This window comes from Roseococcus sp. SYP-B2431, assembly GCF_004336745.1.
Classification (GTDB): domain Bacteria; phylum Pseudomonadota; class Alphaproteobacteria; order Acetobacterales; family Acetobacteraceae; genus Roseococcus.
The window spans coordinates 280,229-302,663 of sequence record NZ_SJXD01000011.1 but is presented as its reverse complement, the minus strand read 5'-3'; the positions used below and the strand labels follow the sequence as shown (position 1 = coordinate 302,663).

Here is a 22,435-nt window from a genome sequence, read left to right as displayed (position 1 = left end):
CCATGTCCAAGCCCCGCCTCCTGCTCATCCACGCCTTCAGCCTCGCCGAGGGCGCCGCCTACCACGTGCGTCCGCCCTCGGGCGCCAAGGAGCAGGTGCTGATGAACTACGACAGGCTTGCCCACCTGCTCGACACCGTGGAGTGGGACCTGCATCCCGGCGCGCCCTCCAGTCACGGCAACTGGCCCGTCGAGACGCGCGAGGAGTTCATGAGCGTCGGCTTCAACCGGCTGAGGATCGTCCGCGAGGCCTGCGAGAGCGGAAACTACGACGCCATCGTCCTGCTCGGCGGCGGCGATCCCGGCTTCGACGAGGCCCGCGAGATCGGCGTCCGGCACGGCATCCCCGTCACCGCCTGCGCCCATGCGCAGATGGTCGCGGCCCTCTCGCTCGGGTCGAGGTTCTCGATCATCGACATCTCCGAGGCGCACAACATGCAGATGGCCGCCCTCGTCCGGAGCTACGGCATGGCCGGGCGCTGCGCCTCCATCCGCAACATCGACCATCCCCTGCCCCGCCCGTCCTTCACCCATCCGCACCCCCTCTCCGGCGAGAGGGAGCGGTGGGCGCGGGGCGAGGTCTCCGGCATGCTCGAGGAAGCCGTCGCCCATGCCGTCGAGGCCATCGAGGAGGACGGCGCGGAAGTCCTCATCATCGGCTGCTCCGGCGCCTATTGGCTCTGCGAGCCGCTGCGCGACCGGCTCGCGGAGATGGGCTGGAACATCCCGGTGCTGGAGGGCTATCGCTGCGCCATCCAGGCCGCGCGGAACATGGCGGAACTGAAGGTCACGGCCAGCGCGCTGGCGTTTCCGAGCGACAATCCGGTCAAGATCCGGCGTAGAAAGCGCGTCGCAACAGATTGAGAGGGCTTCGCCCCGTCAAACTCCCCCAGCAGGAAACTCGGTTTCCTGTACCTTCGATCACAGGGAACGACCATGAAGATCACACGCCGCGCCATCCTGGGCACCGCACTCGCCACCCCCGCCCTCGCGCAAGGTGACTGGCCCTCGCGCGTCATCCGCATCATCGTGCCGCGCGCGCCGGGCGGCGGGTCCGACATCACCGCGCGCCTGCTGGCGCCCGGCGTCAGCGCGAAGCTCGGCCAGACCATCGTCGTCGAGAACCGGCCGGATGCCACCGCCATCGTCGGCGCCGAGCTCGTCTCCCGCTCGCAGCCCGACGGCTACACCATCTACGTCGCCGACAACTCCTTCTACTTCAACCCTTCGATCCAGCCGCGGCTGCCCTACGACACGCTGCGCGACTTCTCCTGCGTCACCATGCTGGCCGACGCGCCGGTCGTGCTCATGACCAAGTCCGACTTCACCGCCCAGAGCCTGCGCGAGCTGATCGACCTGGCGAAGGCCGAGCCGGGCAAGCTCGCCTTCGCCACCGGCGGCATCGGCGCCTCCACCCACTTTGCCGGCGTGCTCTTCGCGCTCCAGGCCGGCATCGAGATCGTGCACGTGCCCTACCGCTCCTCCGGCCCCGCCATGACCGCGCTGCTCGGTGGCGAGGTGCAGATGAACTTCGGCGGCTTCGCCTCGGGCACGCAGCTCATCAACGCAGGCACGATCCGGGGCCTCGCGAAGACGGCCGAAGGCGGCATGGACGCCATCCCCACCTTCGCCGCGGCGGGCCTGCCGGGCGTGGACGTGGCGAGCGTCTGGGGGCTGCACATGGCGGCCGGCACGCCGCTCGCGATCCGCCGCCGCCTGCGCGACGCCTTCGCCGAGGTCATGGCCGAGCCCGCGATGGCGCGGCGCCTGGTGGAGATGGGCTACCGCACCATCGCCAGCACGCCCGAGGAGCACGAGCGCCAGACGGCCGAGATCGTCAACAAGTGGATCGAGATCGGCAGACGCATCGACCTGAACAAGTAGGTCAGTTCGTCCCGAAGATCGGGTGGATCACCCGATCCCCGACGCGCAGGTTCAGCCGCTCCGCTGTCCCGCCCTGCAGCTCCAGCGTGGCCCGCACCGGCCCACGGCTGTCGATGGTGGCGAGGCTCTGCGGCACGGCGCGCTCGTGGATGCGGTGGATCCGCCCATCGGCGGCAATGAAGATCATGTCGAGCGGGATGAGCGTGTTGCGCATCCACATGCTGCTCTCGCGCGGCGCGCCCCAGTCGAAGAGCATGCCGTCGTCCGGCGCCATGCCGGTGCGGAACATCATGCCGACCGTCTGTTCGTTCGGCCCGAGCGCCATCTCGGTCCGGAAGACGTGGCGGGCGCCGTCGCGGCCGACGATGACCAGGTCCTCCGTGCGGAGCCTGGGCTGCGGCTGGTTCACGCCAGGCTGCGCTCGCGCCGCCGCGGGGGCCAGGAGGGAGCCGAGGAGGAGGAGGCGTCGCTTCATGCCCGCGATCATGCCACAGCTCCGAGGGCTTCGGGCAGGGTGCCCTGGATGAGATCGGCGACAGCTTCGCGGACCGGCCCCTCGCGCGGCGGGTCGGCCAGGGTGGTGAACCAGTGCCCGGGTGGGTTGCGGCCGGCAGCGCGGTTGAAGGTGAGCCGCCGCAACACCTCCTCGGCCTCGGGCGGCAGGCGTTCGGGGATGGGCAGGCGGTTCAGCACGGCCCAGTTCCGGGCCCAGCAACGCGCGACCGTCCAGGGGTTGTAGCCCCCTCCCCCCAGCAGCAGGAAGCGCGGCGCGGCCCGGCAGACGGCGCCGACGAACTCCGCATGCGCGTTGTTGGACAGGGAGAGCCGCGCCAGCGGATCCTCCTCCAGCGCATCGGCGCCGCATTGGAGCATGATGGCCTCGGGCCGCAGCCGGTCGATGAGCGGCAGGACCGCGCCGTGCAGCAGCGCGCGCATCTCCGCGTCGTTGAAGCCCGGCGGCACCGGGAGATTCAGCGCCTGCGGACCGGCGTGCCCGCTCCCGGAGAAGGGCCAGCGCCCCGCCTCGTGGATGGACAGCGTGGTGACGCGCGGCTCGCCGGCGAAGGCGATCTCCACCCCGTCGCCGTGATGCGCGTCGATGTCGAGGTAGAGAATCGGCGCGAGGCCCGCATCCAGCCAGGCCAGCAGCCCGAGCACGGCGTCGTTCACGTAGCAGAAGCCGCTGGCCCGCGCCCGCTGCCCGTGATGCGTGCCCCCTCCCGGGACATGGGCGATCCCCCCGTCGCGCGCGGTCATCCGGGCCGCCATCATCACCCCGCCGGCGCTCGTGGCGGGCCGGCGGAACACCTCGCGATAGACGGGGTTGCCGTCGGCGCCGATGCGATAGCGCTCGCGGTCCTCCGGCGCCACGGATTGCGTCTCCTCGGCCCGGCGCAGGGCGGCGATATAGGCGGGGTCGTGAAAGCGGCAGAGCTCGTCCGGGCTCGCCATCGGGCTGTCCAGGTAGCGCGCGGGGTCGAGCCAGCCCAGGGCCCGGATCAGGTCCAGCGTGGTCGAGACGCGCGGGATCGCGAGCGGGTGCTTCGGCCCATAGGTGGAGCCCCGGTAGATCTCGGAACCGATCAGCAGGGGTCCGGGCAAGAAAGCTTCCCATGAAGATTCTAACATCCGGCAACCAATGCCGGACGCTCGACTTGCAGCGATATGGCCGTCGGACACATCTTCGCAAGAATAGCCCAGCGCTCCTCGCAGGAGACGGGCCGCCCCTGGGCCTTCGTGATGGCCCTGGCGGTCGTCGTCGCCTGGGCCGCGAGCGGGCCCTTCTTCGACTACAGCGACACCTGGCAGCTGGTGATCAACACCGGGACCACCGTGATCACCTTCCTGATGGTCTTTCTCATCCAGAACGCCCAGAACCGCGACACCCAGGCGATCCAGCTCAAGCTGGACGAGCTGATCCGCGCAACCGAGGGGGCGCACAACCGCCTCATTGCCCTGGAGAACCAGAGCGAGGAGACGCTCGCCGAGGTGAAGGCCGAGCTGGCGGACGCCTGCGACGAGGACCCGCCGGCCCCGTTGGAGCCGGCCGGGGCGCGCTGATCAGGCCCGCTGGGGCATCGCCGTCGGGATCACCGTCCGCACGAGGCTGGCGTCCAGCTCCTCGTAGTTGTGGTAGCCGATGGTCTCGTAGAGCTCGGCGCGGGTCTGCATGCGGTCCACGGCGTTCTGCGCGCCGCCATCCCTGGCGATCTGCCCGTAGAGCTCCTCCCAGGCCTTGGCCGCGACGCGCAGATGCGACACCGGCCAGATCACCATCGCATAGCCGAGCGCCTGGAACTCCTCCGCCGTGAGGAAGGGGGTGCGGCCGAACTCCGTCATATTGGCCAGCAGCTTCACGCCCGGCATGCGCGAGGCGAACTCGCGGAACATCTCGGGCGTGGTCAGCGCCTCGGGGAAGATCGCGTCCGCGCCGGCCTCCAGATAGGCCTTGGCGCGGGCCACGGCGCCGTCCATCCCCTCGCTCGCCACCGCATCGGTGCGGGCGATGATGTAGAGGTGGCGCCGCGCCTTTCGGGCGGCCGCGACCTTGGCATACATCTCGTCCAGGCTCGCGAGCTTCTTGTCGTTCAGATGGCCGCACTTCTTGGGCAGCACCTGGTCCTCCAGCTGCACCGCGGCGCCGCCGGCATCCTCGAAGGAGCGGACCATGTGCATGACGTTGAGCGCCTCGCCATAGCCCGTGTCGCCGTCGACCAGCAGCGGCAGGTTGGTCGAGCGGGAGACCTGGCGGACGAAGAAGCAGACATCCTCGACGGTGATCATGCCGAGATCGGGCAGGCCCATGGTGGCGGACATGGCGGCGCCGGAGAGGTAGAGCGCCTCGAAGCCGTGCTTCTTGGCGACGAGGCCGGCCAGGCCGAGATGCGCGCCCGGCATGCGCAGGATCTCGGGGCGTTCCAGCAGGGCGCGGAAGCGCTCGCCGGCGGGCTCGTTGGAAAGGTCGGCGCCGATCACGTAGGGCATGGGGGACTCCTGTCAGCGGAAGAAGGGGAAGGCGCGGGGCCCGATGGGCGGGATCGGGATCATCATGGCCCAGCCGCCGCATCCGAAGAAGCCGGGCCTCCGGAATCCGCGCTCGACGACGATGGTCTTGACCATCAATTCGGGCGCCTTGCCGAGCGGCCCCTGGCGCCCATGGAGCGCACGCCCGCCGAGAGGACGGCCAGGGTTCCGCGCGAAGGAAACGTCCCCGCCATCCCCCGGCTTTTCCGGAATTCAGTTCCCCCGTCAACCACGCCCGCGCGGTTTGCGGGCGGGGGGTTTGCAGCCGGGGGGTCCGACGCCTAATAACGATGCAACTGGCGGAGTATTCCCATGGAAATGTCTGGCGAGCGGCTCATCGCCGCCCCGCGCGAGCAGGTCTGGCAAGCGCTCAACGATCCCGAGGCCCTCAAGGCCGCGATCCCCGGCTGCGAGGCGATCGAGAAGGTCTCCGACACGGATCTGACGGCCCGCGTGGCCATCAAGATCGGCCCGATGGCGGCCAAGTTCTCGGCCAAGGTCAAGCTCGAGAACCTGAACCCGCCCGCGAGCTACACCATCTCCGGCGAGGGCAATGGCGGCGCCATGGGCTTCGCCAAGGGCGGCGCCGACGTGGCGCTGACCGAGATGAGCCCGACCGAGACGCTGCTGAAATACGAGGTGAGGGCGCAGGTCGGCGGGAAGATGGCCCAGCTCGGCGCCCGACTGATCGACAGCACCGCCAAGCAGATGGCCGACCAGTTCTTCGACCGCTTCGCCCATGCGCTGGTGGCGGAGAAGATGGGCGTCGACCCGGCCGATCCCGCCGCGCCGCCGGTGCCGGCGCCGATGGCCTTCTCGGTCTTCTCGCTCGTGCCGACCCAGTATGCCGGCTTCCCCATCATCGCCTGGCTGGCCTTCGGTGCCATGGCCGTCGTGCTCTACCTGCTGTTCCTGTCCACGTGAGCGGCATGCCGCCAGATGTCGCGGCCACGGCCGCGATGCTGGCCGCCGGCGGCTATGTGGCGGACACGGCGCTCGCGACCACGGTCCATCTCGCGCTGCGCATGGGCCGGCCGCTTTTCCTCGAGGGCGAGCCGGGCACCGGCAAGACGGAGATCGCGAAGGTGCTCGCCGCGCAGCTGCCCCGGCATCTCGTGCGGCTGCAGTGCTATGACGGAATGGACCTCTCGGCCGCCGCCTACGAGTGGAACCATGCGCGGCAGCTGATGGCGATCCGGCTGGCCGAGGCCTCCGGCGAGGTCGCCGGCATCGAAAGCTCCATCTACGACCGGCGCTACCTGGAGGCGCGCCCCCTGCTCCAGGCCCTGGAGGGGGAGCCGGCGGTGCTGCTCATCGACGAGTTGGACCGGGCGGACGAGCCTTTCGAGGCCTTCCTCCTCGAGGTCCTGGCGGATTTCCAGATCACCGTGCCCGAGCTCGGCACGCTGAAGGCGGCCACGCCGCCGGTGGTGATCATCACCTCCAACCGCACCCGCGAGGTGCATGACGCGATCCGCCGGCGCTGTCTCTATCATTGGGTGGACTACCCGGATGCGGCCCGCGAGAAGGCCATTTTGGCCCTGCGCGCGCCCGGTGTCGGGGAGAAACTCTCGGCGCAGGTCGTGGCCTTCGTGCAGCGGCTGCGCACCGGGGACTACTTCAAGCTGCCTGGCGTCGCCGAGACCATCGACTGGGCCAATGCGCTCGCCGCCCTGGACGCGCGCGAGCTGGAGACCGGCGCCGTGGATGCGACGCTCGGCGTGCTGCTGAAATACCAGGACGACATCGCCAAGCTGAAGGGCGAGGAGGCCGCGCGGCTGGTGGCCGAGGCCCGGGACGCCGCGTGATCCCTCCCCGGGAGGCGCTGAGCGAGGCCGCGCAGCGCGCCTTCGGCAGTCCGCTCCTGCCGCGCGACCAGCCCTCCGCCGAGGCCCTCGCCCCCAACCTGCTCGCCTTCCTCCGCCTGCTGCGGCGGGTCGGCCTCCAGGTCGGGCCGGGCGACGCGCTGGCCGCGGCCGAAGCGCTGACCCTCGTCGGCGTCGAGACGCGCGCCACGGTCCGCGCCGCCCTCGCCGCCACGCTGTTGCGCCGGCACGAGCAGGCCGGGCTCTTCGATGCGGCCTTCGCCCTCTTCTGGCGCGATCCCGAAAAGGGCGCGACCGAGGCCGCCTTCGCCATGCTGGAGGAGCAGAAGGCGCCGCAAAAGCCGAAGGCCGGCGATCGCCGCCTGGCCGAGGCCATGGCCGCGGACCGCCCCCGCCCGCCGCCCCCGCCGCAGGAGCAACCACCCCAGCTCGACGCGGCGATGACCGTCTCCGAGCGCGAGCGCCTCCAGCAGATGGATTTCGAGGCGATGGGGGCCACCGAGATCGCGCTGGCCAGGCAGGAGATCCGCCGCCTCGTCCTGCCGCTCGACGCCCGGCCGACGCGGCGCTTCCGCACCGATCCGCTGGGCCCGCGCGTCGATCTCAAGGCGACGATCCGCGCCGGCTCCCGCAGCGGCGGCGAGCTCGTCAGGATCCTGCGCCGGCGGCGCGTGGTGCGGCCGCCGCCGCTGGTCGCCATCTGCGACATCTCCGGCAGCATGGCGCGCTACGCCCAGGTGCTGCTGCACTTCCTCCACGCCGTCACCAACGACCGCGAGCGCGTGCACAGCTTCCTCTTCGGCACGCGGCTCTCCAACATCACGCGCCAGCTCAAGCACCGCGACCCCGAGATCGCCTTCGAGATGGTCGCGCACATGGTGCCGGACTGGTCCGGCGGCACGCGCATCGGCGAGGCGCTGGAGCGCTTCAACCAGGATTGGGGACGCCGCGTGCTGGGCCAGGGCGCGGTGGTGCTGCTCATCACCGACGGGCTCGACCGCGAGGGCGGGCGCGGCCTCGCCGAGGCGACCGACCGGCTGAAGCGCTCCTGCCGCCGGCTCATCTGGCTGAACCCCCTGTTGCGCTATGCGGGGTTCCAACCCAAATCCCAGGGCATCCGCGCGATGCTGCCGCATGTGCACGAGTTCCGCCCCGTGCATAATCTCGCGAGCCTGCGACAGCTGATCGAGGCGCTGAAGCGGGATGATCGAAGGCGCGCAGGCGCCGGAGGTCTGAATCGCGCGACCGGATGAGACAAGGGAGCCGCCGATGAGCGAGGATATTCTGGGCACCGCCGCCGCCTGGGCCGCCGAGGGCGAGCAGGTCGCGCTGGCGACCGTGGTCGAGACCTGGGGCAGCAGCCCGCGCCCCGCCGGCTCCATGCTGGCCGTCACCGCCTCGGGCCGCATGGCCGGCTCGGTCTCGGGCGGCTGCATCGAGGGCGCGGTCGCCGATGTCGCGAGGCAGACCATGCAGGACGGCAAGCCGCAGCTGCTCGATTTCGGCATCAGCGACGAGCGCGCCTGGGAGGTGGGGCTCGCCTGCGGCGGCAAGCTGAAGGTCTTCGTGGAGAAGCTCGGTTGACGCCCGAACACCTGGCCCGGCTGCAGCGCGCGCGCGCTGCCCTCACGCCCGTCGCCCTGCTGACGAGGCTGTCCGACGGCACGCAGTTCCTCTTCCCGGAGGATGCCGTTCCCGGCGCGCTCGCGGAAGCGGCGCAGCGATTGCTCTTCGACGACAAGGCCGCCAATGTCACGCTCGACGGCGAGGCCTGGTTCCTCCAGCCGCACAACCCGCCGCTGCGAATGATCGTGGTGGGCGCCGTGCATGTGGCGCAGACCCTGGCGCCGATGGCGGCCGAGCTCGGCTTCGCGGTGACGGTGGTGGATCCCCGCCGCGCCTTCGCCAGCGAGGAACGGTTCGCCGCCGTCGCCCTCAACCACGATTGGCCCGACGAGGCGATGGAGGCGCTGGCGCCCGACACGCGCACGGCCGTCGTCACGCTGACGCACGATCCCAAGCTGGACGATCCCGCGCTCGACGTCGCCCTGAAGAGCAAGGCCTTCTACATCGGCGCGCTCGGCAGCAAGCGGACGCATGCCAAGCGTATCGAGCGGCTGAAGGCGCTCGGCCATGGCGAGGCCGCGCTCGCCCGCATCGCCGCCCCCGTCGGGCTGGACATCGGCGCCGTCACCGCGCCCGAGATCGCGCTCTCCATCCTGGGCCAGGTCGTGGCCCGCCGGCGCGGCAAGTGAATTTCGGCCCGACGCCGCTGGACGAGGCGGAGGGCGCGGTCCTCGCGCATTCCATCCGGCTGAAGGAGCGCGCGCTGAAGAAGGGCATGGTGCTCGACCACGCCGCCATCCTGGCCCTGCGCGCCGAGGGCCACACGCAGGTCATCGCCGCCCGGCTCGACCGCGACGACGTGCCGGAGGACGAGGCCGCGCGCCGCGTGGGCGAGGCGATGGAGACGCCCTTCGTCGCGCGCACGCGTGCCTCGACGGGCCGCGTGAACCTCGTCGCGGAATCCGGCGGGCTGCTGGTGCTGGACGCGGCGACGATCGACCGGCTGAACGCGCTGGACGAGAGCCTCACCGTCGCGACGCTGCCCAACTACAGCATGGTCCGGCCGAAGGAGATGCTGGCCACCATCAAGGTCATCCCCTTCGCCGTGCCCGGCGCCGCGCTCGGCGTCGCGGAGGCGCTGCTGCGGAAGCAGCGCGTGCTCTCGCTGCACCCCTTCCGCCCGCTGAAGGTCGGCCTCGTGCTGACCGAGCTGCCGGGCATGAAGGAGAGCGTGATGACCAGCGCCGTCGAGATCACCGGAGCGCGCGTCGAGGCGCTGATGGGCACGCTGCTGCCGGTCGAGCGGGCGCGGCACGAAGCCGGCGCCGTGGCCGAGGCGCTGAAGCGGCTGCTGCGCCAGGGGGCGGAGATGCTGCTCGTCATGGGGGCCTCGGCGACCATCGACCGGCGCGACGTGGGCCCGGCCGCCATCCTGCGCGCGGGCGGACGGATCGAGCATTTCGGCATGCCGGTGGACCCCGGCAACCTGATCTGCCTGGGCGAGGTCGGAGAAGTCCCTGCCCTGGTGCTGCCGGGCTGCGCGCGCAGCCCCAAGGTGAACGGCTTCGACTGGGTGCTGCAGCGGCTGTTCGCCGGCGTGCCCGTGCGCGCGCGCGACGTGATGGCGATGGGCGTGGGCGGGCTGCTCAAGGAGATCGAGACGCGCCCCCTGCCCCGGGCCAAGGCGCCCGCCACGCCGCCGCCCGCGCGCGCGCCGCGCAAGGCGCGCCAGGTGGCGGGGCTGGTCATGGCGGCCGGCCGCTCCAGCCGGATGGCGCCGCTCAACAAGCTGCTGGTCACGGACGACCAGGGCGTGGCGATGGTCGCGCGCGTGACGGAAAAGGTGCTGGCGAGCGGGGTGAGGCCGGTGCTGGTCGTGACCGGCCATGATCGCGAGCGCGTGCAGGAAGCGCTGGCCGGCAGGCCCGTGAGCTTCGTCCATGCGGAGGACTATGCCGAGGGCCTCTCCGCCAGCCTCAGGGCCGGGCTTTCGGCCCTGCCGCCGGAGGCCGAGGGCGTGCTGGTCGCGCTCGGCGACATGCCGCTGGTGGAGCCGGCGGTCATCGCGCGCATCCTCGCCGGCTTCGACCCCGAGGAGGGCCGCGCCATCGTCCAGCCGACCTTCCGGGGCAAGCACGGCAACCCGATGCTCTGGGGGCGCGAGTTCCTTCCCGAGATGATGCAGCTGACCGGCGACATGGGCGCGCGGCAGCTCGTCGCGAAGCACGCGGACCGGCTGGTCGAGGTGGAGGTGCCGGATGACGGCGTGCTGCGCGACTTCGACACGGCCGAATCGCTGAAATCCGCGGCGGGCTTCGGCTCCAAGGTGCCGGCGTGAGCGACTCGCGCATCCCGCGGGACTGGACCATGCTCGAAAGTCCCGAGAACGAGCAGCACAACCGTTGCGTCGACATCTTCCGGCGCCCGGACGGGACCTTCGGCTTCGAGGAGTTCCGCCGCGATGTCGAGGATCGCGGGCGCTGGACGCCGGTCAGCTACTTCCTCGGAAACGTCTACGCCACGCGCGAGGCGGCCCGGGAGGCCGCCGTCCAGGCCGTCGCCTGGTTGCGCTGACGGCCGGCCGGCTTCCTCGCGCCCGATGGGGGCGGTGCCCCCCTCAGGCCGCGCAGCGCGCGCAGATCCCTTCGATCTCGACCGTCATCTTCTCCGGCCTGAAGCCGGCCTTTCCGGCGGCGTGCTCCAGCGCATGCGCCACGGCATGGTCGGTCAGCTCGATGGTGTCGCCGCAGGCCTTGCAAATGAGGAACTGGTGCGGATGGCCATGCGCGCCGTGGTCGTGGCCCGCCTCGATGCAGGGGGTGAAGGCGTTCAGCCGCTCCAGCTTGTGGACCAGGCCCTGCTCCAGCAGGAAGTCCAGCGCCCGATAGACGGTGGGCGGCGCGGCCGGCCCTCGTTCGTCGCGCAGCCTGTCGAGCAGCGCATAGGCGCCGACGGGCTGGCCCGCCTCCAGCACCAGGCGCATCACCTTGCGCCGCAGGGGCGTGAGCTGGGCCCCGCGCGCCGCGCATTGCTCGGCCGCTCGGTCCAGCGTCGCTTCCAGGTCCATGGGGTTCTCACCGGGCATGATCACACCCCATATAGTGTCTCGCCATGCCAAACACCCCCTCCCCTGTCCCCGTCGCCTCCGCCGAAGCCCGCGTCGCCGTGCTGGCGGCCGTGCGTTTCGACGCGAAGGGGCTCGTCGCGGCCATCGCCCAGCAGCACGACACCGGCGAGGTGCTGATGATGGCCTGGATGAACGCTGAGTCGCTCGCCGAAACCATGGAGACGGGCCGCGCCTGCTACTGGAGCCGCAGCCGCGGCGGCCTCTGGCGCAAGGGCGAGAGCTCGGGCCAGGTCCAGACCGTGCTGGACCTGCGCCTGGATTGCGACGGCGACACGCTGCTGCTGCTGGTCGACCAGAAGGGCGTCGCCTGCCACACGGGGCGACGGAGCTGCTTCTATTCCGCGCCCCGCGACGAGGGGCTGGTGGAGCTGACGGCGCCGCTGGTCAGCCCCGAAAGCCTCTACAGCGCATGACCCCGATCCCCGTCACGCTGCTGACCGGCTTTCTCGGGGCCGGCAAGACCACCCTGCTGAACCGCCTGCTGCAGCAGGAGGCGATGGCGGGGACGGCGGTGCTCATCAATGAGTTCGGCGAGATCGGGCTGGACCATCTGCTCGTCGAACGGCTGGACGAGGACGCCGTGCTGCTGGCCGCCGGCTGCCTCTGCTGCACCGTGCGCGGCGACCTGTCGCGCGCGCTGCGCGACCTCGCGGAACGGCCGCAGGAGATCCGCCGCGTGGTGGTCGAGACGACGGGTCTGGCCGATCCGGCGCCCATCCTCCAGACGCTGATGAGCGACCCCTGGCTGCTGCGGCAGTACCGGCTGGACGGGGTGGTGACGCTGGTCGATGCGGTGCACGGCATGGCCACGCTCGACGCCCAGCCGGAAGCGCTGCGCCAGGCGGCGGTGGCGGACCGGATCGTGCTGACCAAGACCGACCTCGCCACGCCCGAGGAGGTCGCGGCGCTGCGCGGCCGCCTGTCCGCGCTCAACCCGATCGCGCCCGTGCTGACGGCCGTGTCCGGCGGGATCGAGGCCGCCGCGCTGACCGATGCGGGGCCCTTCTCGGCCGACGGCAAGCTGGCGGACATCGACAGGTGGATCGAGGCGGCCGGGCATCACCATCATCACCACCACCAGCACGACGTGAACCGCCACGATGCGCGCATCCGCGCCGTCGCGCTGCGCTTCACGGAGCCGCTGCCCTGGGAGGGCCTCGCCTCCTACCTGGAAATGCTCGCCGTCACCCAGGGCCAGCACGTGCTGCGCATGAAGGCCCTCCTGAACCTGCGCGGCCAGCCCGCCCCCGTGGCGATGCACGGCGTGCAGCACAGCTTCCATCCGCCGCAGCTGCTCGATGCCTGGCCGGAAGGGGACGACCGCTCCAGCCGCATCGTCTTCATCCTGCGCGACCTCGATCCGCGCGTGGTGGAGGACGGGCTGCGCGCCTTCCTGCAAGCCGCGCCCGCATGAGTCTCCGGATCGAGACGGTCACCGGCGAGGCCGCGCTGGCGCATGTGCCGGCGCTCGCGCATCTGCGCACGGTGGTCTTCGCGGAATGGCCCTATCTCTACCGGGGCGAGGCCGAGGACGAGGCGCGCTATCTCCGCCACTACGCCGAGGACGAGGCCTCGGCGATCATCCTCGCCTGGGACAGCGACCGCATCGTCGGCGCCGCCACCGCCCAGCCGATGGCCGCGACGCACGGCCCGGTCCGCATGGCCTTCGAGGCGTCGGGCCGCAACCCGGCGGATTACTGCTACTTCGGGGAGTCCGTGCTGCTGAGGGCCTATCGCGGCCAGGGTGCGGGCGTCGCCTTCTTCGCCGCGCGCGAGGCGCATGCGCGGAGCCTGGACCTACCCTTCGCCACGTTCTGTGCCGTGGTCCGCAACATCAACGACCCGCGCAGGCCGGCCGATCACACGCCGCTGGACGGCTTCTGGGGCAAGCGCGGCTATACGCACCATCCCGAGCTCTCCTGCGTCTTCAACTGGCGCGAGCTGGGCGACGAGCGCGAGACGCCGCACTCCCTCTCCTTCTGGATCAAGGCGCTTTGACCACCCTGACGCTCGCGGCGCTCGCCTGGCCGGTGGAGCCGACGGCGGGCATCGCCGCCTATGCCGCGAAGCTGGACCGCTGGGTCGGCGCGGCGAAGGCGGGCGGGGCCGATCTGGTCGTGATGCCCGAATATGCCTGCGTGGAGCTTGGCGCCGCGCTGGCCGGCCGCAACGCCCCGGATGCAGCCACGGAGCTGCGCGCCATGGTCGAGGCCTCCGACGGGGTTCTCGCCGCCATGCGCGGCGCGGCCCTGCGGCACGGCATCTGGCTGCAGCCCGGCACGCTGCCCATGCGCGCCGGCGATGCCGTCGTGAACCGCGCGCCGCTCGTCGCGCCGGACGGGCGGATCGCGATGCAGGACAAATGCCGCATGACGCGGTTCGAGACCGAGCATTGGGGCGTCTCCTCCGGTGCCCCGCCCAAGGTCTTCGACACGCCCTGGGGCAGGATCGGCATCGCCGTCTGCTACGACGCGGAATTTCCGGACATGGTGCGCGCGCAGGTCGAGGCCGGCGCCTGGCTGATCCTCGTGCCCACCTGCACCGACACCGACCACGGCTTCAGCCGCGTCCGTATCGGCGCCCGGGCGCGCGCCATGGAGAACCAGTGCTTCGTCGCCGTCGCGCCCACGCTGGGCGGCTTCGAGGGCTCGGTCGCGCTGGACGAGAACCACGGCGCGGCGGGCATCTACGGCCCGGTGGACCGCGGTTTCCCGGCCGACGGCATCATCGCCGAGCTGGCCCACGACACGCCGGGCCTCCTCTTCGCCACGCTCGATCCGACGCGGCTTGAGGCCGTGCGCGCCGACGGCGCCGTGCGCAACCACCGCGACTGGCCCGCCGCACCCGTGCCCCGCAGCACCCCGGCCGTCTTCGCGTGACGCTGATCTACATCGCCGCCGGCGAGGCCTCGGGCGACATCCTCGGCGCCCGCCTGATCGCCGCCCTGCGCGCCCGCGACGCCACGCTGGAATTCGCGGGGATCGGCGGCGAGCGCATGGCAGAGCAGGGTTTTCAGTCCCTCTTCGGCATCCGGCAGCTGGCGCTCATGGGGATCATGGAGGTGCTGCCCAGCCTGCGCCGCCTGTCCCAGCGCATGGATGAGGCGGTGGCCGACATCACCGCCCGCCGCCCGCGACTCATCGTCACCATCGACAGCCCGGGCTTCACGCTGCGGCTCGCCGCGCGGGTGAAGCCGCTGGGCATCCCGATCCTCCACTACGTCGCCCCGCAGGTCTGGGCCTGGCGCCCGGGCCGCGTGAAGAAGATCGCCAGGCGCGTGGACCGCATCCTCGCGCTCCTGCCTTTCGAGGCGCCGATCTTCGAGGCGGCCGGCATCCCCGTCGATTTCGTGGGCCATCCCATCCTGGAGAGCGAGGCCGCCCATGGCGACGCCGCGCGCGTGCCCTGGTCCGGGCGCTCCCTGGTCGTCATGCCCGGCAGCCGGCGCGGCGAGGTCTCGCGCATGCTGCCCCCCTTCGCCGAGACGGTGCGCCGGCTGCCGGCGGATATCCTGCCCGTCATCGGCCTCGCCGGCACGGTGGAGGAGGTCGTCCGCAATCAGGCCGCCGCCTGGGGACGCCCCATCCAGACGGTCCGTGCCCCGCAGGAGAAGGCCGACGCCTTCGCCTCGGCCCGCGCCGGGCTGATCAAGTCGGGCACCTCCTCGCTTGAGGCGGCGGTGGCCGGCCTGCCGCACGTCATCGGCTACACCTTCAACCCGATCTCCAACGCCATCATCCGCCGGCTGTTCCGCGTCAAATACGCCAGCCTCGTGAACCTGCTGGCCGACGAGCCGGTGGTTCCGGAGCTCCTGCTGGAGAAGTGCGAACCGGACGGCCTCACCGCCGCGCTCCGGCCGCTGATCGAGGACGACGAGGCCGTCGCCCGTCAGCGTGCCGGCTTCGCCCGGGCCCTCGCCCGCCTGCATCCCGAAAAGGGCTTGCCCAGCGAGGCGGCGGCGGACGCCGTCCTGCGGATGCTTTGACGCGGCTCCGGCGCGGGCCATAGGCTCCCGCCCATGCTCGAACTGCGCGGCATCAGGCGAAGCTTCAGGATCGGCCCCACCGAGCGGACCGTGCTGCACGACCTGGACCTCGACCTCGCGGCCGGCGAGCTCGTCTCCATCATGGGCGGCTCGGGCTCGGGCAAGACGACCTTCATGAACATCGTGGGCCTGCTGGACAGGCCCACCGCCGGCACCTACCGCATCCGCGGCGAGGACGTGCTGGCCGCCGGCGTCGACCAGCAGTCGGCGATGCGCAACAGGATGATCGGCTTCGTCTTCCAGCAGTTCTTCCTGATGCCGCGGCTCAATGCCTGGCGGAACGTGGCCCTGCCGCTGATGTATCGCGGCACGCCGGAAGCCGAGGCGCGCCGCCGGGCCGAGCACATGCTCACCCGTGTCGGGCTCGGCCAGCACCTGGCGCATTTGCCCAACATGCTCTCGGGCGGCCAGAAGCAGCGCGTGGCCATCGCCCGGGCGCTGGTGGGCGAGCCGGCCGTGCTGCTGGCCGACGAGCCGACCGGGGCGCTGGACCCGGTCGTCAGCCGCGAGATCATGGGCCTCTTCGAGGAGGTGAACCGCGAGATGGGGGTGCTGGTCCTCATCATCACGCATGATCCGGGCGTCGCGGCCCGCTGCCGCCGGCGCCTCGTCCTGACGCAGGGCCACCTCGCCGACCAGACCCACGCTCCCCAGCCGAAAGCGCATGCGGCGTGACGGCTGCCGGTTCCCGCCTTCGCGCATCCGCGCTTCGGCGATCGGGGGCGCGGCTGGCCGCCGATTCACGCCTTCGCGCATCCGCGCTTCGGCGATCGGGGGCGCGGCTGGCCGCCGATTCACGCCTTCGCGCATCCGCGCTCCGGCGATCGGGGGCGGCATGATCCGCCAGACCCTCATGGAGGCCGCCGGCAACCTGATGGCCGCCTGGCAGCGCAGCCTGCTGGCGCTGCTCGGCATCGTCGTGGGCGCGGGCGCGGTCATCGCCATGCTGCATGCCGGCTCCATGGCCCGGCAGGAGACCATCCGCCAGTTCCGCCAGATGGGCACGGACACCCTCATCCTGCGCGCCGACAGCCCCAGCGGCCTCGGCAATTTCCGCCTCGGCGACATCGAATCCGTCCCGCAGATGGTCCCGACCGTGCGCGAGATCGCGCCCTTCATGATCGGCGGCGGCCCCGTCGCCTTCGAGGGGCAGACGCGCAATGCCGGCTTCCTCGGCGCCACCGACAGCTTCGACGACGTGGCCCGGCTGCCCATGGCCCGGGGCCGCTTCCTCTCCGCCTTCGACCGTTTCGAGCTGCATGCGGTGCTGGGATCCGAACTGGCCGAGCAGCTCTCGCAGCCCTTCTCGCCGATCCGCGTGGGCTCGCAGATCCGCGTCGGCCGCTACGTCTTCACCGTCATCGGCATCGTCGAGCCAGTCCTGATGAACCCCATGCTGCCGGTCGACATCAACGGCACCCTGTTCCTCTCCCTGCCCAATGCGCGGCGGGTGATGGCGATCCCGCAGCTCTCCATGGCGGTGGCCCGCCTCGCGCCGGAGGCCGATCCCGACCTCGCCTCGACGCAGCTCCAGCAGCACCTCGGCCCCGGCCTGCGCGATGCCACGCTGAACGTGATGTCGGCGCGCCAGCTCATCGCCGGCATGAACAGCCAGGTGCGACTGGTGGCGCTGCTGCTGGGCGCGGTGGGCAGCATCGCGCTGGTGCTGGGCGGCGTCGGCGTCATGAACATCATGCTGATGTCGGTCGCCGAGCGGAAGCGCGAGATCGGCATCCGGCTGGCCATCGGCGCGCGGCGCCGCGACGTGCGCCGGCTCTTCCTCTCCGAGGCGCTGATCCTCTCGGTGCTGGGCGCCCTCCTCGGCGTGGCGCTGGGCTTCGCCGGGGGCTTCGGCTTCGCCTGGATGTCAGGCTGGCCGGTGAGCTTCTCGCCCATGGCCGCGCCGCTCGGCGCCGGCGTCTCGCTGGCCGTCGGCGTCTTCTTCGGCTTCTACCCGGCCGTCATGGCCGCGCGGCTGGATCCCATCGAGGCGCTGCGATCGGAGTGAAGGTCGCGGCGTCGGGCAGCGCGATCGGCGGATCGCCCGTGCGCTCCATCACCGCGGGCAAGGGCGGCAGCGCGGATTCCACCGGCCTGTAGCTGGCGCCGCGCACCGGCTCGCGCAGCACGCCCGGCGGCGCGCAGCCCGCCAGGGCCAGAAGAACCGCCCCGGCCGGCCAGCCCCGCCCCCATCGCCTCGCCCGACACGCCATGGATGCAGGGAACCACGAAGCCGGCGCGCCGGTCCACCCCGCATGCGCCGATCGCACCGATGGGAAACACCGATCGGACAAGGGCTTATGCCCGCTTGCGGCCACGTCCCGGAGGATGGGATAGTGAATGTGTAAAATCCGGAGACACACATGGGGGGCCGACACATGGGAGGCCGCGGGCCATCCTGCCTGCTGCCGGCGATCCTCGGCGTGGTCCTGGCCGCCTCCGGCGCCGCGGCGCAGCCGCGCGAGCGCGCGCCGCGCACGGCCGCGCCCGCCGCCCCACCCTCCACGCGCAACATGCCCGAGGGCAGCGTCCCGCTGACCCTGCCCGAGGCCGTCTTCCTCGCGATCCGCAGCAACCGCTCGATCCGCAGCCAGTACCTCCAGCGCGTGGCGGACCGCTTCTCGCTTCGCGTGGCGGAGGCGCGCTTCGACCCGCAGTACAATATCGGCGCCAGCACGAACCGCACGCGCCTCAGCGGCGTCACCACGACCACGACGCTGATCAACCCCACCGCGACCATCCTGCTGCCGACGGGCGCGCAGTTCACCTTCGGCTGGCAGGGTTCGCAGAGCAATATCCGCAACGGGCGGCCCCAGGCCGTCGGCCAGGCCACCTTCCAGGTCATCCAGCCGCTGCTGGCCGGCGCCGGCATCGACTACAACATGGCGCCCACCCGCATCGCGCGGCTGCAGGAGATCGGCAGCCAGCTCCAGCTCAAGGCGCTGGTGATCGACCAGATCAGCCAGACCATCCTCGGCTATCGCGCGCTGCTGCAGGCGCAGGAGCAGCTGCGCATCTCCGACGAGGCGCTGCGCCGCGCGCGCGAGCTCGCCAGCGTGAACGTGGCGCTGGCCGCCGCCGGGCGCATCGCGCAGGTGGAGCTGATCCAGGCCGAGACCTCCATCGCCCAGCAGGAGCTGGCGCTGGTGGGCGCGCGCAACGCGCAGCAGCAGGCCCGCCTCGCGCTGCTCACCCTGCTCGCGGTGAACCAGTCGCAGCAGATCTGGGCGGTGGAGCGGCCGGCGGCGGATTCCGCGCGCGTGCCGATGGAGCGCGCGCTGAACGTGGCCGCGGACAACCAGCCGGACTACCTGCGCAGCATCCTCGCCATCGAGGTCTCGCGCATCAACCTCGACGTCGCGCGCAACCAGCGCCTCTGGGACCTCTCGCTGGTCGCGGGATCGGCCGCCGGCTCGCAGACCGCCGACATCGCGCGCACGCTGGAGCAGCTGAGCTCGGCCCGCAACGACTTCAACATCGGGCTGCGGCTGAACATCCCGCTCGGCCAGATCGCCCGCGAGGCGCCGGAGGTGCAGGCGACCATCGGGCTGCGCCAGGCGGAGATCGCCCGCGACGCCGCGCGCGACCGGCTGCGCCAGCAGGTCGAGGACACGGTGCGCAACATCGACGCGCTGCGCCGCCAGGCGGAGCTGGCCAGGCGCGCCCGGGAGCTGGCCGGCCTGCAGCTCGAAACCGAGCTCGTGAAGCTGCAGGCCGGCCGCTCCTCGAATTTCCAGGTGGTCTCCTTCCAGGGGTTCCTGCAAGCGGCCGAGAGCGCGGAACTCGCGGCCGTCATCGCCTATGCCAATTCGCTCACGCAGCTCGACCAGGTGCTGGGAACCACGCTCGACACCTGGCGCATCGCGCTGAATGACTGACCTGGAATGACCCATCCGGGCAGCTTCGCCGCGGGCGTGACCGCGGCGCCCGCCTTCGACGACCTGGCCCGGCTCGCGGCGATCCTCTGCGAGGCGCCGATCGGCTACGTCGCGCTGCTCGACAGCACGCAGCAATGGATCCTCGGCGCGCAGGGCATGCCGTCCAGCGCGCTGGATTGCCCGCGGGAGCACGCCTTCTGCGGCGAGACCCTCGCCAACGACAACCTCACCGAGATCGAGGATCTCTCGCGCCATCCCCGCTTCCGGGACCACCCGCTGGTCCAGGGCGAGCAGGCGCTGCGCTTCTATGCCGGCATGCCCGTGCGAAGCGGGGCGGGCGAGGTGCTGGGCACGCTCTGCGTGCTGGACCGCGTGCCGCGCCGCCTCCGCGAGGCGCAGCGCGACGGCCTCGCCCGCCTCGCCGCGCGCGTGACCGCCGAGCTCGAGCTGCGCCGCCAGGGCGCGGAGCTGCACGCCGCCACCGCGAAGCTCGCCGCGAGCGAGGAGGCGATGCGCGGGATGGGCGAGGCGATGGCCGCCGACTACGGCCGCGCCCTGGATTCCATGGCGGACGGCGTGCTCACCATCGGGCCCGGCGCGGGCATCATGACGGTGAACCCGGCGGCCGCGCGGATGCTCGACCTCGATCCGCAGGAGGCCGTCGGCCGGAGCCTCGCCGCGATGCTGCACGAGCGCGAGGGCACGGACGAGTTCATCGACGCCGTCCTGGCGCCGCTGCACGGCGAGAGCGGCCAGCGGCGCACGGTCTCCTTCCCCGGCGGCCGGCGGCTCTCCGTCGAGGCGACGGTCTGGCGCGTGCGGCAGGGCCCGGAGGCGGGCCGGCCCGCGATCACCGCCGTCTTCTCCGACGTGACGGAGACCGAGCGCCTGCAGGCGGAGATCGCCGAGCAATACGCGAAGCTGCAGGACGCCTTCCTGAAGCTGGAGGAGTCGGCCGTGCGGGCGGCGCGCACCGGCCGGCGCCTCGCGCTGATGCGGACCGGCGCGATCGGGCTCGCCTGCCTCGCGGTCTTCGGCGTCGCCGCCTGGACCTGGCAGTCCTCGGGCAACGGGCCGGGCTTCCCGCAGGAGCTGCCGGCCGGGGTCCTCACCATGACGGCCGCGGCGCAGCCGGTCAGCGCGCGCATCGCGATCGTGGGTGTGCTGGAGCCGGGCGCCAATGTCAGCGTGATCGCGCCCTTCGACGGCACGGTGCGGGAGCGGCTCTTCCGCTACGGCGGCGCGGTGACGCGCGGCGACGTGCTGCTGCGCCTGGACCGCGGCGAGGTGGAGACGCGGCTGCGCGAGGCCCGCGCCGCCGAGATCCGCGCGCGGCAGAAGGTGGACGAGCTGAGGAGCTGGGCGCAGGGCTTCGAGGTGGCGCGGGCCCGGCGCACGCTGGCCGGTGCGGAGCTGGAGACCTCTAACCTCCGCGCGCGGGTGGGGCAGAGCGCCATGCTGCTCGGCCGCGGCATCATCCCGGCCGAGGAGCATCGCAACCTGCTCCAGCAGCAGCGGAACCAGGAGTTGCAGCTGCAGGCCGCGCAGCAGGACCTCGCGGCCACCCTCGCCCGCGGCGACGAGCTGAACCTGCGCACCGCCGAACTCGAGCTCGCCAATGCCGAGACGAAGCTGCAGGAGGTCGAGACCGACCTGCGCAACGCCGAGGTGACGGCGCCCGTCTCCGGCGTCGTGCTCGCGCCGCCCGAGCAGCCGGGCGGCGGCCAGCGGGCGCCGACGATCGAGACCGGCAGCCGGGTCAGCCGCGGCCAGGCCATGTTCAGCCTCGGCGATCTCGCGGGCTTCCTGGTCCGCGGCCAGGTGGACGAGATCGACGTGAACTCGGTGCGACCGGGCCAGGCGGTGACCGTCACCGGCGACGCCTTTGCCGGCGAGGTGCTGAACGGCCGCGTCGCCTCGGTGGCGGCGCAGGCGAGCACGGACCAGGGCGGCGGCGGCCGCGGCATGCCGAGCTTCGCCGTCTCCATCGCGATCGCCGAGCTCAGCGAGGCGCAGCGGGCACGGCTCGCGGTCGGCATGTCGGCGAGCCTGTCCATCATCACCCATCAGCGCGAGGACGCTGTCGTGCTGCCGCCGCAGGCGGTGCGCGACGAGGAGGGGGCGCGCGTGGTGCGGGTGCGCGAGGGCGCGCGCATCGTGTCGCGGCCGGTGACGCTGGGGATCTCCACGCCGGAGGGGGTGGAGATCCGGACGGGCGTCCAGCCCGGGGAGGTCGTGGTGCTGCGGGAGTAGCTTCCCCGCAGCGAAGGCCCCCTCGCCTCAGTCCCGGAAGCTGGGGTCGATCCGGTCCAGCTTGCGCAGCAGCCCCGGCCATTCCATCACGCCGTAGGGGCGGCGCGTCTGCGGCTGGTAGTTCATGTAGGTCTCGTCCAGCACCTTCTGCGGCACCGGATGGATCGCCGCGTTGCAGGCCAGCGCCGCCAGCTGCGCGCGGCAGCTCAGCTCCAGCCGGTGCATGGCGTTGAAGGCCTCGGCGATGGTCCTGCCCACCGTCAGCAGGCCGTGATTGCGCAGGATCAGCGCGTTGTTGTCGCCGAGGTCGCGGACCAGCCGTTCCTGCATCGAGAGATCGAGCACGACGCCCTCGTATTCGTGGTAGCCGATCTTCAGGAAGCGCATCGCCGTCTGGTTCATCGGCAGCAGTCCGCATTCCAGCGAGGAGAGCGCCATGCCGGGCCAGGTGTGCGTGTGGATCACGCAGTCGATCTCGTGGCTGTGCTCGTGGATGGCGCCGTGGATCACGAAGCCCGCGCGGTTCACGCCGTAGTTCAGCTCGCCGAAGTCGGGCTTGAGCAGGATGTTGCCCTTCACGTCGATCTTGATGAGCGAGGACGCGGTGATCTCGTCGTAGCTCATGCCATAGGCGTTGATGAGGAAGGCCCCGTCCTCGCCCGGCACGCGGCAGGAGATGTGGTTCGCCATCATGTCGCTCATGCCGTAGAGGTCGACGAGGCGGTAGCAGGCGGCGAGGTTCACGCGCGCCTCCCACTCCTGCGGCGAGACCTTGTTGCGCAGCGATTCGATGCGAAGCGTGGGGGCCGGGGCCTGTTCGAGCATGGGACATC

General features: G+C 71.7%; 25 protein-coding genes. 19 read left to right on the top strand and 6 right to left on the bottom strand.

Annotated elements, in window-relative coordinates:
* Positions 1-2: 2 nt before the first annotated feature.
* Both EJV46_RS02795 and EJV46_RS02790 read left to right on the top strand, forming a co-directional pair.
* Positions 3-863: an aspartate/glutamate racemase family protein gene (locus tag EJV46_RS02795; RefSeq protein WP_131547056.1), complete on the top strand. Its 861-nt coding sequence runs from the start codon at positions 3-5 to the stop codon at positions 861-863.
* Positions 864-935: 72 nt separating this feature from the next.
* A complete protein-coding gene (locus EJV46_RS02790) occupies positions 936-1,883 on the top strand; it encodes a tripartite tricarboxylate transporter substrate binding protein (protein ID WP_131547055.1) in 948 nt (315 codons plus the stop codon).
* A gap of 1 nt (position 1,884) precedes the next feature.
* Here EJV46_RS02790 and EJV46_RS02785 read toward each other — a convergent pair whose 3' ends face one another.
* Together EJV46_RS02785 and EJV46_RS02780 are read right to left on the bottom strand one after the other, a co-directional pair.
* Positions 1,885-2,358, bottom strand: a complete 474-nt coding sequence (locus EJV46_RS02785) for a DUF192 domain-containing protein (RefSeq protein WP_131547054.1) — start codon at positions 2,356-2,358, stop codon at positions 1,885-1,887.
* Positions 2,359-2,366: 8 nt separating this feature from the next.
* Positions 2,367-3,512, bottom strand: coding sequence for an acetoin utilization protein AcuC (locus EJV46_RS02780; protein ID WP_131547053.1), 1,146 nt, complete (start codon positions 3,510-3,512; stop codon positions 2,367-2,369).
* A gap of 36 nt (positions 3,513-3,548) precedes the next feature.
* On the opposite strand from EJV46_RS02780, the gene EJV46_RS02775 reads away from it, so the two are divergent.
* On the top strand, positions 3,549-3,944 hold the full coding sequence (locus EJV46_RS02775; RefSeq protein WP_131547052.1) for a low affinity iron permease family protein: 396 nt from the start codon (positions 3,549-3,551) through the stop codon (positions 3,942-3,944).
* On the opposite strand, the gene prpB is transcribed toward EJV46_RS02775, so the two are convergent.
* Positions 3,945-4,868: a methylisocitrate lyase gene (gene prpB, locus EJV46_RS02770; RefSeq protein ID WP_131547051.1), complete on the bottom strand. Its 924-nt coding sequence runs from the start codon at positions 4,866-4,868 to the stop codon at positions 3,945-3,947.
* A 12-nt stretch (positions 4,869-4,880) separates the two neighbouring features.
* Complete coding sequence (locus EJV46_RS23390; RefSeq protein ID WP_255465941.1) at positions 4,881-5,003, bottom strand: hypothetical protein; 123 nt, start codon at positions 5,001-5,003, stop codon at positions 4,881-4,883.
* 216 nt (positions 5,004-5,219) lie between these two features.
* Here EJV46_RS23390 and EJV46_RS02765 point away from each other — a divergent pair, with 216 nt between their 5' ends.
* From EJV46_RS02765 to EJV46_RS02735, 7 genes are read left to right on the top strand one after another with little or no spacing between them, the layout of a single operon-like run.
* Positions 5,220-5,831 carry a carbon monoxide dehydrogenase subunit G gene (locus EJV46_RS02765; RefSeq protein WP_131547050.1) on the top strand — a complete coding sequence of 204 codons (612 nt, stop codon included), beginning with the start codon at positions 5,220-5,222 and terminating at the stop codon, positions 5,829-5,831.
* Positions 5,832-5,836: 5 nt separating this feature from the next.
* Positions 5,837-6,715, top strand: coding sequence for a MoxR family ATPase (locus EJV46_RS02760; protein WP_131548004.1), 879 nt, complete (start codon positions 5,837-5,839; stop codon positions 6,713-6,715).
* Between the two features lie 56 nt (positions 6,716-6,771).
* Positions 6,772-7,986: a VWA domain-containing protein gene (locus tag EJV46_RS02755; protein ID WP_131548003.1), complete on the top strand. Its 1,215-nt coding sequence runs from the start codon at positions 6,772-6,774 to the stop codon at positions 7,984-7,986.
* A gap of 16 nt (positions 7,987-8,002) precedes the next feature.
* Positions 8,003-8,317, top strand: coding sequence for an XdhC family protein (locus EJV46_RS02750; RefSeq protein WP_131547049.1), 315 nt, complete (start codon positions 8,003-8,005; stop codon positions 8,315-8,317).
* Positions 8,314-8,988: an XdhC family protein gene (locus EJV46_RS02745; protein WP_131547048.1), complete on the top strand. Its 675-nt coding sequence runs from the start codon at positions 8,314-8,316 to the stop codon at positions 8,986-8,988. The genes EJV46_RS02750 and EJV46_RS02745 overlap by 4 nt, the downstream gene beginning before the upstream one ends.
* Entirely contained in the window at positions 8,985-10,637 is a 1,653-nt protein-coding gene (locus tag EJV46_RS02740; RefSeq protein ID WP_131547047.1) for an NTP transferase domain-containing protein, read from the top strand. Before EJV46_RS02745 ends, EJV46_RS02740 begins: the two co-directional genes overlap by 4 nt.
* On the top strand, positions 10,634-10,873 hold the full coding sequence (locus EJV46_RS02735) for a hypothetical protein (RefSeq protein WP_206020682.1): 240 nt from the start codon (positions 10,634-10,636) through the stop codon (positions 10,871-10,873). The genes EJV46_RS02740 and EJV46_RS02735 overlap by 4 nt, the downstream gene beginning before the upstream one ends.
* Before the next feature lie 43 nt (positions 10,874-10,916).
* On the opposite strand, the gene EJV46_RS02730 is transcribed toward EJV46_RS02735, so the two are convergent.
* Positions 10,917-11,366 carry a Fur family transcriptional regulator gene (locus tag EJV46_RS02730; protein ID WP_240782371.1) on the bottom strand — a complete coding sequence of 150 codons (450 nt, stop codon included), beginning with the start codon at positions 11,364-11,366 and terminating at the stop codon, positions 10,917-10,919.
* 44 nt (positions 11,367-11,410) lie between these two features.
* On the opposite strand from EJV46_RS02730, the gene hisI reads away from it, so the two are divergent.
* From hisI to EJV46_RS02690, 9 genes are all read left to right on the top strand, one after another.
* Positions 11,411-11,839: a phosphoribosyl-AMP cyclohydrolase gene (gene hisI, locus EJV46_RS02725; protein WP_131547045.1), complete on the top strand. Its 429-nt coding sequence runs from the start codon at positions 11,411-11,413 to the stop codon at positions 11,837-11,839.
* Positions 11,836-12,840: a GTP-binding protein gene (locus EJV46_RS02720; protein ID WP_131547044.1), complete on the top strand. Its 1,005-nt coding sequence runs from the start codon at positions 11,836-11,838 to the stop codon at positions 12,838-12,840. The genes hisI and EJV46_RS02720 overlap by 4 nt, the downstream gene beginning before the upstream one ends.
* Positions 12,837-13,424 (top strand): GNAT family N-acetyltransferase, encoded by a 588-nt coding sequence (locus tag EJV46_RS23155; RefSeq protein ID WP_240782370.1) that lies wholly within the window; start codon positions 12,837-12,839, stop codon positions 13,422-13,424. Before EJV46_RS02720 ends, EJV46_RS23155 begins: the two co-directional genes overlap by 4 nt.
* Positions 13,421-14,305 (top strand): carbon-nitrogen hydrolase family protein, encoded by an 885-nt coding sequence (locus EJV46_RS23150; protein ID WP_240782369.1) that lies wholly within the window; start codon positions 13,421-13,423, stop codon positions 14,303-14,305. The genes EJV46_RS23155 and EJV46_RS23150 overlap by 4 nt, the downstream gene beginning before the upstream one ends.
* The gene (gene lpxB, locus EJV46_RS02710; protein WP_131547042.1) at positions 14,302-15,411 is read left to right on the top strand and encodes a lipid-A-disaccharide synthase; all 1,110 of its coding nucleotides are present in this window, start codon (positions 14,302-14,304) and stop codon (positions 15,409-15,411) included. The genes EJV46_RS23150 and lpxB overlap by 4 nt, the downstream gene beginning before the upstream one ends.
* Before the next feature lie 33 nt (positions 15,412-15,444).
* A complete protein-coding gene (locus EJV46_RS02705) occupies positions 15,445-16,146 on the top strand; it encodes an ABC transporter ATP-binding protein (RefSeq protein ID WP_131547041.1) in 702 nt (233 codons plus the stop codon).
* 160 nt (positions 16,147-16,306) lie between these two features.
* The gene (locus tag EJV46_RS02700) at positions 16,307-17,479 is read left to right on the top strand and encodes an ABC transporter permease (protein ID WP_165585294.1); all 1,173 of its coding nucleotides are present in this window, start codon (positions 16,307-16,309) and stop codon (positions 17,477-17,479) included.
* Between the two features lie 355 nt (positions 17,480-17,834).
* Positions 17,835-19,349, top strand: coding sequence for a TolC family protein (locus EJV46_RS02695; protein ID WP_131547039.1), 1,515 nt, complete (start codon positions 17,835-17,837; stop codon positions 19,347-19,349).
* A gap of 6 nt (positions 19,350-19,355) precedes the next feature.
* Positions 19,356-21,602 (top strand): HlyD family efflux transporter periplasmic adaptor subunit, encoded by a 2,247-nt coding sequence (locus tag EJV46_RS02690; protein WP_131547038.1) that lies wholly within the window; start codon positions 19,356-19,358, stop codon positions 21,600-21,602.
* A 27-nt stretch (positions 21,603-21,629) separates the two neighbouring features.
* Here EJV46_RS02690 and EJV46_RS02685 read toward each other — a convergent pair whose 3' ends face one another.
* Positions 21,630-22,427, bottom strand: a complete 798-nt coding sequence (locus tag EJV46_RS02685) for a class II aldolase/adducin family protein (RefSeq protein ID WP_131547037.1) — start codon at positions 22,425-22,427, stop codon at positions 21,630-21,632.
* Positions 22,428-22,435: the final 8 nt, after the last annotated feature.